This is a genomic window from Prevotella sp. HJM029 (assembly GCF_000599605.1).
Classification (GTDB): Bacteria; Bacteroidota; Bacteroidia; order Bacteroidales; family Bacteroidaceae; genus Prevotella.
This window is the reverse complement of record NZ_AZHT01000064.1, coordinates 1-16524: the sequence shown is the minus strand read 5'-3', so window position 1 is coordinate 16524 and position 16524 is coordinate 1. Positions and strand designations below refer to the sequence as shown.

Annotated in this window: 11 protein-coding genes, 1 tRNA gene and 1 other RNA gene; 3 read left to right on the top strand and 10 right to left on the bottom strand. The window is 47.1% G+C overall.

Annotation, left to right across the window (positions count from 1 at the left end; translation table 11 throughout):
* Positions 1-5 precede the first annotated feature (5 nt).
* Genes X919_RS0104660 through X919_RS0104630 form a run of 7 tightly spaced genes read right to left on the bottom strand, consistent with a single transcriptional unit; the run spans position 6 to position 6474 of the window.
* Entirely contained in the window at positions 6-2084 is a 2079-nt protein-coding gene (locus X919_RS0104660) for a M3 family metallopeptidase (RefSeq protein ID WP_028899211.1), read from the bottom strand.
* A gap of 14 nt (positions 2085-2098) precedes the next feature.
* Positions 2099-2785, bottom strand: coding sequence for a Crp/Fnr family transcriptional regulator (locus X919_RS0104655; RefSeq protein ID WP_028899210.1), 687 nt, complete (start codon positions 2783-2785; stop codon positions 2099-2101).
* 7 nt (positions 2786-2792) lie between these two features.
* A complete protein-coding gene (locus X919_RS0104650) occupies positions 2793-3824 on the bottom strand; it encodes an FAD:protein FMN transferase (RefSeq protein ID WP_028899209.1) in 1032 nt (343 codons plus the stop codon).
* A complete protein-coding gene (locus X919_RS0104645) occupies positions 3821-4507 on the bottom strand; it encodes a DUF6048 family protein (RefSeq protein WP_028899208.1) in 687 nt (228 codons plus the stop codon). The genes X919_RS0104650 and X919_RS0104645 overlap by 4 nt, the downstream gene beginning before the upstream one ends.
* A complete protein-coding gene (locus X919_RS0104640; protein ID WP_028899207.1) occupies positions 4458-4949 on the bottom strand; it encodes a DUF6452 family protein in 492 nt (163 codons plus the stop codon). Before X919_RS0104640 ends, X919_RS0104645 begins: the two co-directional genes overlap by 50 nt.
* A gap of 41 nt (positions 4950-4990) precedes the next feature.
* Positions 4991-5941 carry a glycosyltransferase family 2 protein gene (locus X919_RS0104635; protein ID WP_028899206.1) on the bottom strand — a complete coding sequence of 317 codons (951 nt, stop codon included), beginning with the start codon at positions 5939-5941 and terminating at the stop codon, positions 4991-4993.
* Between the two features lie 17 nt (positions 5942-5958).
* Positions 5959-6474: a DUF4199 domain-containing protein gene (locus X919_RS0104630; RefSeq protein WP_028899205.1), complete on the bottom strand. Its 516-nt coding sequence runs from the start codon at positions 6472-6474 to the stop codon at positions 5959-5961.
* A 125-nt stretch (positions 6475-6599) separates the two neighbouring features.
* On the opposite strand from X919_RS0104630, the gene X919_RS0104625 reads away from it, so the two are divergent.
* From X919_RS0104625 to X919_RS0104620, 3 genes are all read left to right on the top strand, one after another.
* The gene (locus X919_RS0104625) at positions 6600-9134 is read left to right on the top strand and encodes an endonuclease MutS2 (protein WP_028899204.1); all 2535 of its coding nucleotides are present in this window, start codon (positions 6600-6602) and stop codon (positions 9132-9134) included.
* A gap of 79 nt (positions 9135-9213) precedes the next feature.
* An RNA gene (ffs, locus tag X919_RS15945) (signal recognition particle sRNA small type) lies at positions 9214-9312 on the top strand.
* Between the two features lies 1 nt (position 9313).
* Positions 9314-9387: transfer RNA gene (locus X919_RS0104620), tRNA-Thr, on the top strand.
* A 1013-nt stretch (positions 9388-10400) separates the two neighbouring features.
* Here X919_RS0104620 and X919_RS0104610 read toward each other — a convergent pair.
* The 3 genes from X919_RS0104610 to X919_RS16825 all read right to left on the bottom strand — a co-directional run.
* Positions 10401-11438, bottom strand: coding sequence for a DUF6261 family protein (locus X919_RS0104610; RefSeq protein WP_028899203.1), 1038 nt, complete (start codon positions 11436-11438; stop codon positions 10401-10403).
* A 472-nt stretch (positions 11439-11910) separates the two neighbouring features.
* The gene (locus X919_RS0104605) at positions 11911-13656 is read right to left on the bottom strand and encodes a hypothetical protein (protein WP_155949660.1); all 1746 of its coding nucleotides are present in this window, start codon (positions 13654-13656) and stop codon (positions 11911-11913) included.
* Positions 13657-13681: 25 nt separating this feature from the next.
* Positions 13682-16524 (bottom strand): hypothetical protein (locus tag X919_RS16825; RefSeq protein ID WP_036917048.1); only part of this gene is annotated, 2843 nt, incomplete at its 5' end.

Here is a 16524-nt window from a genome sequence, read left to right as displayed (position 1 = left end):
TATGTTTATTGAATTGCAATACCATTCCTTTCTAACAGAGCATCAATGGTAGGTTCTTGCCCTCTAAAACGTTTGTACAAAGTCATTGGATGCTCTGTTCCACCTCTCGACAAGATGTTATCTCTGAAGCTCTGAGCTGTTTCCTGATTGAAAATGCCCTGCTTTTTGAACAGACTAAAAGCGTCGGCATCCAAAACCTCTGCCCATTTGTAACTATAATAACCTGCAGCATAACCTCCAGCCATGATGTGACTAAACTGTACAGTCATACACGTTTCGGACAGTTGCTCGGTGATAATAGCCTCCTTCCAAGCAGCTTTCTCAAAGGGAATGATATCGGCATCGAATGCTTTTTTTTGTGTGTAATATGCCATGTCTAAAAGGCCAAAGCTTACTTGTCGCAGGCAAGCATAGCCCGCCAGGAAGTTACGACTGTTGATAATGCGTGTGATGAGTTCGTCTGGAATAGGTTCCCCAGTCTCGAAGTGAGTTGCGAATGTGCGTAGAAACGCTTTCTCGACAGCGTAATTCTCCATGAACTGTGATGGCAATTCCACAAAGTCCCACCACACATTGGTACCGCTTAGACTTTCAAAGCGAGTATTGGCAAACATACCATGGAGCGAATGGCCGAACTCGTGTAGGAAGGTTTCCACCTCACCGAGCGTTAAAAGGGCGGGCTTCTCGGCTGTAGGTTTGGTGAAATTCATCACTAAACTCACGTGTGGTCGACTGTTCCGACCTTTGGAGTCAATCCATTGGCCTTTAAACTCTGTCATCCAAGCACCACCTTGCTTCCCTTTTCTCGGGTGAAAATCAGTGTAGAGCACGGCCAAGTATGAACCATCTTTATCGAACACTTCATAGGCTTTCACGTCGGGGTGGTACACGGGGATATCCTTATTCTCTTTAAAGGTGATACCATAGAGCTTTGTAGCCAATCCAAACACCCCTTTGATGACCTTTGAAAGTTCAAAATAGGGTCGCAACATCTCGGCATCAAGGTTGTATTTCTCCATTTGAAGGCGGTGAGAATAGTAGCTGAAATCCCAAGGTTTCAGGTTAAAATCAGCACCCTCCTCCTTTCTTGCTAAAGCTTCAATCTCGGCCATCTCTTTCAATGCAGTTGGTTTATAGGCATTAAGGAGTGAATCGAGCAGTTGGTAAACGTTAGCAGTATTGCTGGCCATACGATGTTGCAGCACATAATCGGCGTAGGTCTCAAAGCCCAAGAGCTGAGCAATCTCACGTCGTATGTTAATCAAGCGTTTGCAAATCTCGATGTTGTTCTCTGCATTCTTATGTGTGCACAGCGTGTTTCGTGCCATATAAAGCTGTTGGCGTAGCGCACGATTTTTGGCGTAGGTCATGAAAGGACTGTAGCTTGGGAAATCAAGCGTAAAGAGCCATCCTTCCAATTGCTTTTCTTTTGCTGCCAGACTTGCTGCAGCTACGGCTGTTTCAGGCAGCCCTTCTAATTGTGCTTTGTCTGTGATGTGCAATTCAAACGCTTTCGTTTCTTTTAATAGATTTTGTGAGAATTGAAGTGTGAGCATGCCTGCTTCTTCCGTGAGCTGTCTTAATTTTTCTTTCCCTTTCTCATCTAATAGGGCACCGCTCCGTACAAAGCCATCATAACTTTTGTTGAGTAGCATTTGTTCTTCCGGAGTTAGCTCGCGATGATGGTGGTAAACATACTGCACCCGTTTGAAGAGTTTCTCGTTTAAGCTCACATCGTTGGCATGCTTGGTAAGTATAGGACTCAGTTTTTGTGCCAATGCATCAAGCTCATCGTTTGTTTCAGAACTTAGCATGCACGAAAAGACATTCGATACTCTGTCTAACAAATCATAATAATGTTCGCCTTTTTCTAAGTCAACTCTGGCAATTGTATTCTCAAAAGTTGGTGTGGCAGAATCGTTAATGAGTTTGTCGATTTCTTCATCATCTCGACGAATACCCTCCATAAAAGCTTCTTCATAGTCTTCAGTTTTAATCTTATGGAAGGGTACTGTATAATGAAGTGTGCCATAATCCACAAAGAATGGATTTACTCTTTTGGCATTGTTATCTGTTTTATTCATATCGCTGTTTTATTTTAAATAGCAAGATGTTGGAGTATTTCTTCCAACTTTTCAATTTCTATATAGTTTCGTCTTAAACGAATTAATCCCATTTGTTGTAAATTGTTGAGCGCCCGTGACACATCTAACCGGCTATCATTTATTTCTGTTGCTAATTGTGTCATTTTTATTTTAATTGTTTTAGCCCCAGCTAATTGTAGACAACGATCAGCAAAAAAATATATAATGCGATGTTCAAGACTGGCTGAGGTTAAGCGTAATAGTCTACGCTCACTTCGTTGTGCAGCTGTACTAAGGAGATTAAACAGATTAATCCTAAAAATGAGGTATTGATCGCAAAGTTTCATTATCTCACTCTTCTCAATGCTCAGTATTTGGCAAGATGTCTTACATCTAAATGATTTTGTGTAGAATTGCATTAATCCCCATAGACGTTCGGGCTGTAATAACCCTGGGGCGTGTAATATTTCTGTAATCGAATAATTATGATTGGCTGCAATCGTCTCAACTTCGAAATTGCCTTTGAGGACAAAGATAAGTTGATGACATGGTGCGTTTTCTTGCACAATGTATTGCCCCTCGTTATACGTTTCAAAGCCCAATCGTGTATGTGTCACGACCTCTTCTAAGTCTCCTTTGCTCAATCCCTGGAACAGAGGTAAACTTAATAGTTGCTTATAGAGTTGTAGGTCGTTTCCCATTATCTTTCTATTTTACTATTTTATTTTCCAAACTGGGTGAGAACCAGACTTGATTTTTCCCATCATGTCCCACATAAATAAAATAGGCCATGAGCTCCTGATGCTGCTTGAGCACTTCTTTTGCACGTTCAATACCCATCACCATAAAGGCCGTTGCATAGGCATCGGCTTCGGCACAGCTGTTAGCAATGACAGTAGCCGAGAGTAAACTGTGTTGGACGGGGTAGCCTGTGCGTGGATCTATGGTGTGTGCAAACTTCTTTTTCCCGCGATAATAAAAGTTGCGATAGTTGCCACTGGTAGCCATTGCCTTATTGGTTATATTCAGAACCGTTTGCAATTCCTCGTTTTCTTCAGTCTTGTTGTCATTGGGCTTAGTCACACCAATTTTCCAAGGAAGGCGTTTCTCATTTAAGCCACTGGCCACTATTTCACCTCCAATTTCAATCATATAATTTTTTATGCCATGACGTTTCATCAAATCAGCCACAACATCGCTACCATAGCCTTTAGCTATAGCACTAAAATCGAGCATAAGGTGAGGATGCCTTGTTGACACAATAGTCTTACCATTCTCATTGTTTATCAAAATATATCGCATGCCCATGAGCCTTCGCAAGCTATCCACCTGTTGTTGATTGGGTAGTTGTTGGTGTTTGAATCCGAAGCCCCAAGCATTGACAAGTGGTGCAACGGTAATATCAAATGCTCCATTTGTTTCTTGATGTATCGTTTTTGAAAGTTGTAATAAGTTGGCAAACATTGGGGTAGCCGTTATCTTTCCACTTTGATTAAATCGAGTAACAGTCGACCTTTTATTAAACATTGAGAACTCAGCGTCTACGCGGTCTAAAGCTTTTATAATCTCTTGATTAAGATCTTTATCGTATTGGTATGTAGCATGGTAAGTCGTTCCAAAGATAAAACCCTTATTGGTTTGAAAGGGAACATCACGTTGTTGTCGTATGATGATGATTGTTCCTATGACGAGGAAGAGTAGGAATGCTACCTGAAAATATATTTTTTTACCTTTTCTCATAGTTCAACTATTATATTAAATTCACCTCCTAAGCGGCTATTACCATTGCGTCCGAAGCCTGGAACATACCAAGGTTCACCAATCTCTTGTTGTCGATGGAAGAGCCTTCTTTTATATCTTACGCTCCATCCCAGACGTAGTGCGCCCCATAATTTGGCATCTAAAGCAAAGACTAACTCCATCCAGTGCTGCGAAGCTTGTTGGTTGTGTGCTGAAAAATCGGCTGGTTGTTTCCATACAGGGTCAATTAGCCCATGACTATCGATATTATATTTAAAAGAGGTATAGGCATATCTAAAGCCTGCATAAATGCGATAGCTATCATTTTTTTCTTTGTTGATGTTCCAATCCATACCGAGACGGCCATAAGGAGCCCCTGTCTGATAGCTCAATTTTGTAGAAACATCATCAGCATTTGCCTTTCCATAGCCCACTTCTGCTATTGGGAACCATTTATTTTTGAGATTCACTCGTAGCGCAGCTTGATACTGACCATAGCTACTCACCATGAGTTGTGCAGGGCCAATGAGGTCGGCAGAAACAGCAATCCCGTTGAAAAAGGGTATGGAGTCGGTTGCTGTTGCCGCTGCTTTCTTTTGCGCATGCAATGGTTCTGCTGCGCATAGGATCAGGCTAATGGCTATGATTTTTAAAATAAATGAGGAAAGTACTCGTTGTAACATTATTGGTTACGTTAGGGTTGTTAATGATAATGGAATCGATGGCATGCTTCGTATGGCTCACATGAGTGATGTAGTGAAAAACCATAGGATTGCAGTCTACCGATTCAAAGTGTGGAATATTCGTTTTTCTGATTTTCACTGTGTCACGATAGCGGTTTGATGGATTGGCTACTTCATAATAAAACACATCTTCATCTTGTTGATAGCTCATTGGGAGCGAAAAGCTATCTGTTTTCTGAGCCTTATTAATAATGACTGAATCATTGCCATTATGCAGGTCGGCTGTGATGGTTAGGGTGTCATTTAATGTTGTAACATCCCCCGCAAGTTTATATTGGCAGTACACACTATTGTTAATACCACAGTCAATGGTTGAACATCCAGCGAAGCAAAACAACATTAATAAGAGTGTAAACAAGGCTTGTTTATGATGTAATCTCATCTTCTTTTGTTGGTAATTTGTTATACTTTTCTTCTCCATGTCTAAATCATTTCTTCTATTTGATAGTCGTTGCGATTAGGATTCTGACGACTAATGAGGTCGCCTATGAAGCCCGCTAAGAAAAATTGGCTACCCAACAACATGGTGGTCAGAGCGATGAAAAAGTAAGGAGTATCGGTGATTAAGCGTTGCGGAATGTGGTTAAGCAGCGCATAGGCCTTGTCGGCGCCAATACAAATAATAGCAATGAAGCCAATGAAGAACATGATACTACCCAAGAAGCCAAATACATGCATGGGCTTTTTGCCAAAGTTGCTGAGAAACCACAGCGTAATTAAATCAAGGTAGCCATTGAAAAAACGATTTAATCCAAATTTGCTTGTTCCATATTTGCGTGCTTGGTGGTGGACGATTTTCTCGCCAATCTTATCAAATCCTGCATTCTTTGCCAAATAAGGAATATAACGATGCATTTCGCCATAAACCTCAATATTTTTCACAACGGCTAACTTGTAGGCCTTCAGCCCACAGTTGAAATCGTGAAGATTGTGCACCCCACTTATTTTTCGTGCGGTAGCATTGAAGAGTTTCGTGGGAATTGTCTTGGATAGTGGATCATAACGTTTTTGTTTATAACCTGAAACTAAATCATAGCCTTCATCCTGAATCATACGATAGAGTGCAGGAATCTCATCGGGAGAGTCTTGAAGGTCGGCGTCCATTGTGATGACAACATTGCCTTTCGCGGCTGCAAATCCACAATAGAGGGCAGGGCTCTTGCCATAGTTGCGGCGGAATTTGATGCCCTTCACGTGTTCATCGGCTTTTGCTAAGTCTGAAATGACCTCCCATGAGTGGTCTGTACTTCCATCATTGATGAAAATAATTTCATAAGAAAAATGATTTTCATTCATCACGCGCTGTATCCAGGCGTGCAATTCAGGAAGAGATTCTTCTTCGTTATAAAGTGGAATGACAACAGTGATATCCATATCTTGAATAAATGAGTTCAACGTTTAAAAAGAGCAAATATGGCAATAAAAATCGAAGCAAACCAACCTGCAACCAAACCATAGGTAGCAAAGAGGAAAGCTAAGTTGAGGGGTGACATGGTTGTTACAAGCATTTGCGCGTCATTAAGCACTTTCGTATCAATTCCATGTTGTTGATAGATGGGTGTAATGGCTTGCATTGTTACATTGAAAAGCGCTATCAGTTGCCCTTTGCCCAATGTTACGAAATAAATGAATAGTAACAAGCCAAAGAGTAATGCGGCATAAAAGAATGCTGAAACGCAGTAATAAAAGGCTCTACGATAAGAAATTCTTCCTTCGAGGGCATAGTTTCTAAAAACGATGAGTCGCCAAATCATAAAGATGGGGGTTGCTAAAGTGAGTAGCCCGCCGATAGATGATTGTGGCATATATAAGCTACTGGCAAAGGCTACACACCAGAGGAGTCCTAAAAGTGCACCATCTTGTCGTGCAAAGGCCTGTGCCTGACGAAGCGATTGTGAATTAATCATTAACCAAAATTACGTTTATAAACGATACAAAGGTAGTGCTTTTTCGCTATAAATAGACATATGCCCTTTAGTTTTTGTCTTATTTTTACTTTTTTGTTACCTTTGCAGGCAAAGAAAAAATCATCATGACCTATCCCAATAATTTTGAAGAAAAGATTGGATTTTCAGCGATACGTTCCTTATTGCAGAGTTATTGTTTATCACCTTTGGGCATGGCTGAGGTTGAAGCGATGCAGCTTTCTTCTGATGAAACCATTGTGAGCGAGGCGCATGCGCAAACAAATGAATATCGTTTGTTGTTAGAGCAGATGCCCGATTTTCCGCTTCATCATGTCTTTGATGTGCGCGAATGTGTGCGTAAAGCGCGTATCTCAAATGCTCATTTAGAAGTGCATGATTTTTTTGATTTACGGCGTTCGCTATTCACCATTCATCAGGTTGTGAGTATTTTACATCCTGACGCACCAGAAAATCGGGTGGGGGAGGCTCTGTATTCCTTGGCAGACGGTATTGCAACACATCCACAGCTGGTACAGCGCATAGATCAGATTATAGATTCTTATGGGCGACTCCGTGACACCGCATCTCCTGAATTGGCACGAATTCGGCGCGAATTAGCACAATCTTCGGGTGCCGTCTCACGTGTGCTTCATCGCATATTGACTACTTTCCAAGCCGAGGGCATGGTTGAGAAAGATGTGACACCCACTGTGCGTGATGGACGATTGGTCTTGCCTATTACGCCGAGCTTGAAGCGCAAAGTAAATGGTATTGTGCATGATGAGAGTGCTACAGGGCGCACACTTTTTGTGGAACCTGCCGAAGTGGTTGAGGCGAATAATAAGATAAGAGCATTGGAAAGTGAAGAACGGCAAGAGGTGTTGCGCATACTCACTAAGTTAACGCAATATGTGCGCCCGCATGTGCATGAGATTTTAGATGCGCTCCATTTCTTGGGGCAGCTCGATTTTATTCAGGCAAAGGTGCATTTTGCAGAAGTGTTTCGTGCGATTTCGCCACAAGTTTCTGCTGAGCCTTGTGTTGATTGGATTGCAGCACGTCATCCTTTGTTAGAAGAACGACTGCAGCGCCATGGCGCAAAGATTGTGCCTTTAGATATTACCCTCAGCGCCGAAAAACGCATTTTGATTATCTCGGGACCTAATGCGGGTGGAAAATCGGTGTGCCTAAAGACGGTGGGATTGCTGCAATATATGCTGCAATGCGGGGTTCCTATCCCGGTGAGCGAGCGTTCGAAATGTGGCATTTTCACCGACTTGATGATCGATATTGGCGATGAACAAAGCATAGAGAATGATTTGTCGACTTATTCCTCGCACCTTTACAATATGAAGAACATGATGCGACAGGCATGCCCCACATCGCTCATTCTTATTGATGAGCTGGGCACAGGCACAGAGCCGCAAATTGGGAGTGCCATTGCCGAAAGCATTTTAAATCAGTTCTATCGCAAGGGAGCTTGGGCGGTCATCACCACGCATTACCAAAATCTGAAGCATTTTGCCGACCATCATCCCGAAGTGGCCAATGGAGCGATGCTTTATGATCGCCACGAGATGCGTGCCTTGTTTCAGTTGGCCATCGGAAGACCTGGTAGTTCATTCGCCATTGAGATTGCACGAAAGATTGGATTGCCCGAGAATGTGATTGCCGAGGCTTCGGAAATCGTTGGGTCGGATTACATTCAGAGCGATAAATATTTGCAAGATATTGTGAGGGATAAGCGCTATTGGGAAGGAAAACGCCAGACAATTCGCCAGCAAGAAAAGGATGCTGAACAGGTGATAGCGCAATATGAGCAGGCAAAGAACGATTTGCAACGGCAGCGCAAGCAAATTCTTGCGCAGGCAAAGGTTGAGGCCGAGCAGTTGTTACAGGAGGGCAATCGGCGTATTGAAAATGCCATTAAGGCCATTAAAGAGGCGCAGGCAGAGAAGGAAACGACGCGGAAAATACGTGAGGAGTTGCAGCAGTTTACGCAGACGGTGAAGAAAGAGCCCGTAAAAGAACAGGGATTATTGACCCAGGATGAATTTGAAAAGAAGATAGAACAGCTTAAGCAACGCCGGCAACGCAAGGAGAAACGTAGCCAAGAAAAAGCACAACGCGAGCAACAAATAGCCGAAAAATTGCGCACAGCGGTCTCTACGTCCTCAGAAATAGCACCTCGCGCCTTGAAGGTTGGCGACGCTGTTCGCATCAAAGGCACCACCACGGTAGGGCTGTTAGAGCGTATAGATGGTGCAAAAGGTGTCGTTATTTTTGGAGGTATGCGTTCAACCGTGGCGTTACAACGCTTGGAACGCGTGAAAGATGGTGTGCAAACAGCCCCCATAGCGGCAGACACGCAACATTTAAGTCATGCCACACGCGCAACGATTGATCAGCACAAGCAGCAGTTCCATCAGGACTTAGACTTGCGCGGCATGCGTGGAGATGAAGCACTAAACGCCGTGCAACACTTCATTGACGATGCCATTTTGTTAGGTATGCCACGCGTAAGAATTCTCCATGGTAAGGGCAACGGCATCTTGCGCACGCTCATTCGGCAATACCTGGCCACAGTACCTAATGTGGAGCATTATGCCGACGAACAGGTGCAATTCGGAGGAGCGGGCATCACAGTGGTAGATTTGTAAATAAACATTAAATTAATGAACGATATTTTGCCGCTATCGATAAAAACTATACTTTTGCAATCGCTCAAAAAAAGCATATGGGCAAGTCCCTTACGGTCAGCTCCCTTGGAATCCCCCAGGGCGGGAACGCAGCAAGGGTACATGGTTGTAGCGACGCGATAAGGATAGCTTGCCCACCCGCCTCTTTAGCTCAGTTGGCCAGAGCACGTGATTTGTAATCTCGGGGTCGTTGGTTCGAATCCGACAAGAGGCTCAAAAACAACGCAAGGAGCGCATCAATCATTTGATGCGCTCCTTTGCTTTTTATGAAACTTCTCGCTTTTGGGGTAAACAAAGACTTGTATACCTGTTCATGCACAATCCACCCCAACGAAACCGTAGGGGCGGCGCCTGTGTGCCCGCCCGAACGTTCGCGCAGCGGCGTTTCCATACCAAAAATACACGCATTGTGCGCGGGGGATGAACGACGAATGCGCCCTTGCAGGGCGACACGGGCGGGCACACAGGCACCGCCCCTACCAATCTCCATCAAACCACGCGGTGTGCCATTACCTCATCACATTGTACATTCGATAGCCCACGCCAACCACGCGGTGTGTTCATACCCCACCGTATTGCACATTCGATAGCTCCAAACCACGTGGTGTGCCATTACCCCATTGGGGTTATACTTTTGATAGCGCAGGGTTGGCAAGTGCAACGCGCCTACCCTGGGTAACAATGCAAGCGAGGAGGCTACCCCCTTGGGGGTTGTACTCTTTCTCATCGCACATCATTACCACACGCGGCGAATGAATGATCTCCCGCATGCAAATAGATTTAAAAAAGTACAATGCCGATGGCATAGATTTTCTCCCGCTACCTTCCCCAGGGTAGGCTCCTTTCGTCGCCAACCCTGGGCTATCAAAAGTACAAGCCCTACAGGCTTGGTTCTCCCCACAACCATTTGCACACGCGGGTTAATGGTATTCGCACATAGGCACCGCCCCTACCCATCTCTACCAAACCCCACGTGGTGTGCCATTACCCCATCGGGGTTATACTCTCGATAGCGCAGGGTTGGCAAGTGCAACGCAGCCTACCCTGGGTAACGGATGCAAGCGAGGGGGCTACCCCCTGGGGGTTGTACTTTCTTTCGCCCACGCGGGGTAACGATGTTTCACACATCACCCACCCAAACGAAATGCGTAAACAACCTCACCCCACAAATCGGGGGCGGAAATGCATCGCGCACTCCCGCCCCCTCAACTCTAAATGAATGGAATTTTATGGTTTTGGTGTCACCGTGGCCGAACCATGTTCGGCGCTGGGATTTTCGCCGTTGGCATGGCTGCCATGCGAATTATCGGCCGCACCATGCTTTTTGTTTGACGATGCTTTCGGCAAATCCTTCTCGGCCACCTCAACCAATTTCTTCTTGCGAAACACCTTCACCCAAACATCATTCGCACGGCCGTCAATCGTCAGTCGATAACATTTCTTCGCACCCGAACCGCGGCTCTCGCCCGAATAATGCACGGCTTCGGCCGCCACACCCAACGTCTTGCCCAGCGCATCGAACATCGGGAGGAGCATTTGGCGCTGCTGTTCAACCCTCACCGCATTCTCATGCGCAGTGCTGTTTTTATGCTGTTTCATCACCGTGTGACGGTCGTGCACATAGTTGTTATAATGCTGAATAAGCGCCGTGATGGCCTCGCTCGGATCCAATTCGTTCAGTGCCACCACGCGCAGCAACACCTTGTCGATGGCATCGTCGGTGGCTACGCGCAGTTCCTTCAAATCGTCCACTGCCCTACCGCTTTTGTAACGGTTGTGATAGCTGTCGCCGAACGCGGTGTTGGCCGTCTCCAACCGCGTGATGGCCGCTGCGAGCTTCAGTTTTGTTACTGCCGCCGTGCATTCGGCACTCTTCAAATCGGTCACAAGATTTAGAATCAACCCCGTCTCCCGGTCGTAATTCGCCCGCACCACACCCGGATACCTCTTCATCACATCCTTCAGCTTCTCGGCGGCTTTCGCCTCGTCGGCATCGGCACTCAATTCGGCTGCCTCCAGCGCCTTCATCAAAGCCCGATAGGCCGTGTCGCGCACGCTGTCCAAAGTGTCGAGCTCCTTCGAGCCCTCCTTGGAACGCGGACGGTTCAACGCCTCGTCTTCACGGTTTAGCGCATCTTCTAAAGGTTTCAACACAGCGGTGAGCTTTTCAACGCCCGCCTCTTTACACATGCGCAGCACATGGCCGGCATACTGGTAGTGCTCCATCCCAGGGAGCTTGCTACGGTCTAAAGCAGTTAATTTCATTGCTTGCTAATGTATTTAAAGTTGACTTTGGGAATATCCCAAAGCGTAGTTTTTTCGTGTTCTATCCCATTCGGGGGTCGATATGACCGTTACATCGCTGCAGCAAACGATTCGGGGGTCGAAATGATCGTTACATCGCTGCAGCAAACGATTCGGAGGTCGATATGACCGTTACATCGCTGCAACAAACGATTCGGAGGTCGAAATGACCGTTACATCACTGCAGCAAACGATTCGGGGGTCGAAATGACCGTTACATCGCTGCAACAAACGATTCGGAGGTCGATATGACCGTTACATCGCTGCAACAAACGATTCGGGGGTCGAAATGACCGTTACATCGCTGCAGCAAACGATTCGGGGGTCGATATGACCGTTACATCGCTGCAACAAACGATTCGGGGGTCAATATGGGCTTTTGCATCATTGCGACAGCCCATTCGATACTCCCCAAACATAGCTTTTTACGCCCTTAGTATTTAACGAAAGGCAGAATATAGAAATTGGCACCTACCTTGTTGAATGTAGGCCACCAAATCTGCCCGGAACTACTACCGTTGATGTAGAAGCTAACAGGTGTATAGGGACCAAAACCACCTGTATTTGCAGCATCACAAACCGTGCTCGTCCATAGGAATTGATACTTGAGGAGTAATCCACTGTTTACTTTCGTGAAAGCTGCGAGCATTTTGTCGATATCCGTTTGTGCCATATTGCAATTGCCACGCCAAGGCTCGTTAGCCGGCACGGTGATGGTGCCAAATAGGCGGAACAGTTCCATCACTTCTCCTGCGGCTGGTATATACCATTTGCCAATATTTGCACCCGTGATGGTTGCATTGCTGGGGGTGTAATGTCCGGCTTGATAGAACGCAGGATATTTTTCTTTCGCGTCACCGCGCACCACATGGTCTTTCGTGCTGTTGGCATCCCATGTCCAGTTGTAGCCGTTCATATCGTTCTGTCCATCGTGCACACCATTGTAAACCGTAGTGTTTAGATGGTCTGGATTCGAGGGGAGTGTTTTGGTTTCATCTTCCCACGCATAGGCATCACCGTGCGTTACAGGATTTGGGAAAACAGGATCTTTAATGATTTCTAACGCGCAGGCCGTGCCTTTTTGGTTCGTTGGCTCCCACTTCTGCTGAATAACGAGCCCAATGGGCGTATGTGTGCCTCGTCCGGCGTATACACGTGCCTTGCCGTCTTCAAACAGGTAGAGCTGGCCTTTGACGTTGACGTTGATGGTGATGCTTTGATTGTAATCCCATTGAAAGCCCGTGGGGAAAGTGGCACCACTCAAATTAATCGCTTTGCTCGCTAAGGAGCCACCACCAATAGTGCCGGCAGTGAAGTGGAGGGTATAGTCTTTCAAACTATTGTTCGATTCTGTTGAAGGCAACATATAGCCGTAGGCCGACGTGCAGGTCGTGCCTGCTTGCGTCGTAACAGGCGCGATATTCGTAAAGGTCAATGGTTGCGGCACATTATAAAAGAAGTTGCCCGTGTTATCGAGTGCGCCGGAATAAGCTGTGTGCCAATCTTGCATCCAATAACCAGTAAGAAAAGTCGTTCCCTGCAGATAAGCATCAATGGGCGTGTTCTCTGATAGAATATCCGACGTAATGTTGAGGCGCACACGAGCAGCTTTGTGCTCCATGTTAAACGCCACTTCGTAATCATCGCCCGCTATCGTTTCCTGCACATGGCCAATCGTCGGACTCTTGGTGAGCCAGTTTTTAACCACTAGTCGTTTGTTTGGCTCATCATATTCCACAGGCTCGCTGAAACAGGTAAAGTCATAGGTGCCGGGGTCGAGCAACAGTTTCTGACCGGCATCAGGGGCAAACACGCCGCCCGTGACGCTGCCCTCCAGTTTTCCTTGCAAGTTGTGGGTGCTGGGGTCGAAGGCGAGGATGGTATACTTGCCATCGCTGATGGGATCAACGGCGCGCGTTTTGCCAGTAGGCGCATCGGGAGTAACCGATACTTCGGCCTCCAAGCCGTCGCCCAAGTCAACGGTCGTCGGTTTCACGGATGCCGCAGCACGTGTCACAGCCTGGTCGGCCTGATAGGCCACTTCGGTAAATTTGAAGTGGCTGCCGTCAAGCGCTATCTTTTGGTTCTCGCGGGTTGCCTCTTCGTCGCTTGCGCAACCGGCGAATAACCCTGCTGCCATCAAGGTCAGCACAAGGGTCAATCTATTTATTTTTTTCATTACGTTTCGTTTTACTTGTCGTTTCTTAATTGTCTAAATCAATCTCGGTGCCGCCCACTTGCTGCTCGCTTCCCCATTGCTCCTCGGTTGAGCCTGGCACCTTCGGTGTCACCCTCGTTTTGGGTTCGGCCACGGGGCGGACAGAGTACCCCATCGCCAGAGAGTAGGAGTACTGCGGGAGCACGCCGCCTAAGTAGAAGCTCAGTAAGGAACCGTAGTGCGCGTAGCCCGCGTCGTACGGGACTGCCGACCAATAGGAGCCGAAGTCCTCGTTGCTCAGCAGCGAACCGGTAGGTTCGCGCCAACCCGAAGCGGGGAAATATACGGTGGCATCAGGAGAAGATATCTTGTTGTTGAAGTTCCACCCGTAGTCCCAAGCACCGCTTACATTATTATTCGTACCTCCGTTCTGCCCATTTGTCGTGAAGCCGGTGAAGGCGTTAGAGGCGGGCATCTTGAAACCGGCGGGGCAGGGATCGTAGATGGTCTTGACCACGGCATTGTCGTTGAAGTCGGCAGTGGTGTTGTCCATCGACCAGAGGTTGTAGTAAGTGTAGCCGGTAGGCGGATTGCTTCTCCATGAATTACCCCATGTGTAGAAGTTCTCGGGATGTTGGATGCCGTTCTGAATGGACATGTTGTCACCGCCGCTCTTGTTGAAAGAACCGTCGCTCACGGCGTCAATGCCCGGCAGGGCATCCTTGCGACCGAACTGGTAGAACGTGTTATAGCCTCGCCGCGCGTTACCCGGATTCTGCGTAATGGTGATGTAGGCAGACTGTTTCACGCCGCCATTGGCAACGGTCTGCTCCACCTTCACCCTGACCTTGCGGGGCGAGGTGTAGCTGGTACCACTCAAAGCGGTGTATTTCCAGCCAAGGTTCTCCTGTGTGAACTTGTATTTATGGCCTTGAAAGTTTGTGCAAGTGACGGTGTTGAGCGCATCGTCATGAACAAACCACAGATGCCACGACCACATCACGGTACCCGAGGCGTTCTTGACGGCGATAACAGCATTGCCGTTCTTAATTTTGTCTTGGGGTACGCGGAAGCGAACGAAAGCGTTCGTTCCAGCGTCTGCGATGCCGAGGCTACTTGCCTCTATGATGCCACTTTGGTCGGTCCATACGATGCTGGCCTGGGTGGCAGGATTGGAAGCATTCTGCACATTGATGTACGGAGAGCTGATGTCCTGACCGGCGTGGTCCTTGAAATGCTGAAGGATGTAAGCACCACTGTTAGAGGTCTGATAAGCATGACTGTTGGTTATACCGTTCTTGATGGCATTACCATAGACCAGCGGGATGCAATAGTAGCCCGGAGCAGAGATGAGATAACAGTTGGCACTTTCTTCTATATTCATCAGAGAACCATTTCCACCGGGATTGGCCAAGTTGTAGGGATTGGCAGCTGTGCCTTTGGGCGTAGCACCCTTGAGCACTTGGTTGTAAGCGGCAAGTTTATCAACAACAGTGGCAGGTTTCACTGCGGCGTTGCCTGCTTCTGCTGCTGTGCTACCATTACCCTGATCGGTGAGGTCGCCGAGCCAAGCGGGTTTGGTTGTACCTTTATCAACCCAGCTATTGGTAGCGTAGTCCCATTCCTCATATTTGGAAATCTTCCAAGGAATGGGCTGCGGTGTAGTGCCATCGGGTGCCTGACGATAGCTCTTCACTTGGAACTGTGCACTTCCCAAAGCGTAGCCTCGATAGTCGAAGGTTTTGCTGTTGTCGGTGAGGGTTAACTGATAGTCCCATGAGGAGTTCTTCTGCGAGAGCTTATATTCGTGTGTGGTGTTGGGCTTCCATTCACCCGTGAGTGGGAATGAAATTTGCTTGGTAGAACCACCTTCCTCGTAGTAAATCGTAACCTTAGCATGATTGACATCTGATTTATTTGGTAAGGTTTGCGGAATCATCAAGAATGTATAAGCTTCGCGTCCTGCACGATTGTTGGGATTTGTCGCAGGATTGAGTGCTCCGGCCAACATCGTGTTGGGTCTGTCGGCAGCATTCATGTTAATTCCACTGAGCGTTACGGTGGTTGTGGCATTGTCAACAGACGTCCATGTGCCCATTGCATTCAACGCATTGGGCAATTCGTAACGACCTTTATATTTCACACCCGAAACTTCAATCTTCTCAATGATGACAGGTGAGAGGTTGCTACCGATGGAAAACTTCACAGCCGCTAAGGCATGCGTGAACTTGAGGTTGCTCGTGGGGTCGTTGCCATGCTCATAGTGCACCTCGCCCGAGCAAGCTGTCATCAAGTCTACTTGGTCAACCACATTGCTCTTTACTTCAAAGTCCACATAAGGCACCTGCGCAGAGTTGCTCGGTGAGAGCGTGATGCCATTGGCTGCTGTAGCCTCGGGCGACACAGCATAGAAGCGACCATAAACATTCACTGGCCAGTCCCAATCGTAACGACTTTGCAACGTGCCATCGGGATTGGTCTTCTCACCATGAAACCACAACAATGCCGTGCTCGGATTAGCTGCAGCTGTAGGACTTGCCGCACGATAGCCAATCGAGGAGAAGGTGCCAAGTGTGCTGGCAGTGAGAATCGTTCCGCGCGTCTTCGCATCCACTTTCACAGGGTTAAGACCCTCAACGGTAGACTCTATCAAGCAAAAGTCGTGGGGATTATTGCCTGTGGCATCAATCTTGCGCGGAGCAAGATAGCTTGCTGGAATGGGCTGCATACTCAAACCGCGCGTTTGCCCTGCGCCATTTTGTGCCAAGGCATCCATCTGCATATCGCTCACATTGAATGCTAAGGCGGTGCCCGTGTGTTTGTTGGACTTGTCGGTTGCTAAATCATCGTCGGCACAAGCGGCTGCCAAAAGAGCAGCAGCACCAACGG

Excerpts from the sequence above, each read along its gene's own strand:
- X919_RS0104610 (WP_028899203.1), bottom strand. The coding sequence starts at position 11,438 with ATGAAATTAACTGCTTTAGACCGTAGCAAGCTCCCTGGGATGGAGCAC.
- X919_RS0104645 (WP_028899208.1), bottom strand. The coding sequence starts at position 4,507 with ATGTTACAACGAGTACTTTCCTCATTTATTTTAAAAATCATAGCCATT.
- X919_RS0104655 (WP_028899210.1), bottom strand. The coding sequence starts at position 2,785 with ATGGGAAACGACCTACAACTCTATAAGCAACTATTAAGTTTACCTCTG.
- X919_RS0104630 (WP_028899205.1), bottom strand. The coding sequence starts at position 6,474 with ATGATTAATTCACAATCGCTTCGTCAGGCACAGGCCTTTGCACGACAA.
- X919_RS0104640 (WP_028899207.1), bottom strand. The coding sequence starts at position 4,949 with ATGAGATTACATCATAAACAAGCCTTGTTTACACTCTTATTAATGTTG.
- X919_RS0104635 (WP_028899206.1), bottom strand. The coding sequence starts at position 5,941 with ATGGATATCACTGTTGTCATTCCACTTTATAACGAAGAAGAATCTCTT.
- X919_RS0104605 (WP_155949660.1), bottom strand. The coding sequence starts at position 13,656 with ATGAAAAAAATAAATAGATTGACCCTTGTGCTGACCTTGATGGCAGCA.
- X919_RS0104625 (WP_028899204.1), top strand. The coding sequence starts at position 6,600 with ATGACCTATCCCAATAATTTTGAAGAAAAGATTGGATTTTCAGCGATA.
- X919_RS0104660 (WP_028899211.1), bottom strand. The coding sequence starts at position 2,084 with ATGAATAAAACAGATAACAATGCCAAAAGAGTAAATCCATTCTTTGTG.
- X919_RS0104650 (WP_028899209.1), bottom strand. The coding sequence starts at position 3,824 with ATGAGAAAAGGTAAAAAAATATATTTTCAGGTAGCATTCCTACTCTTC.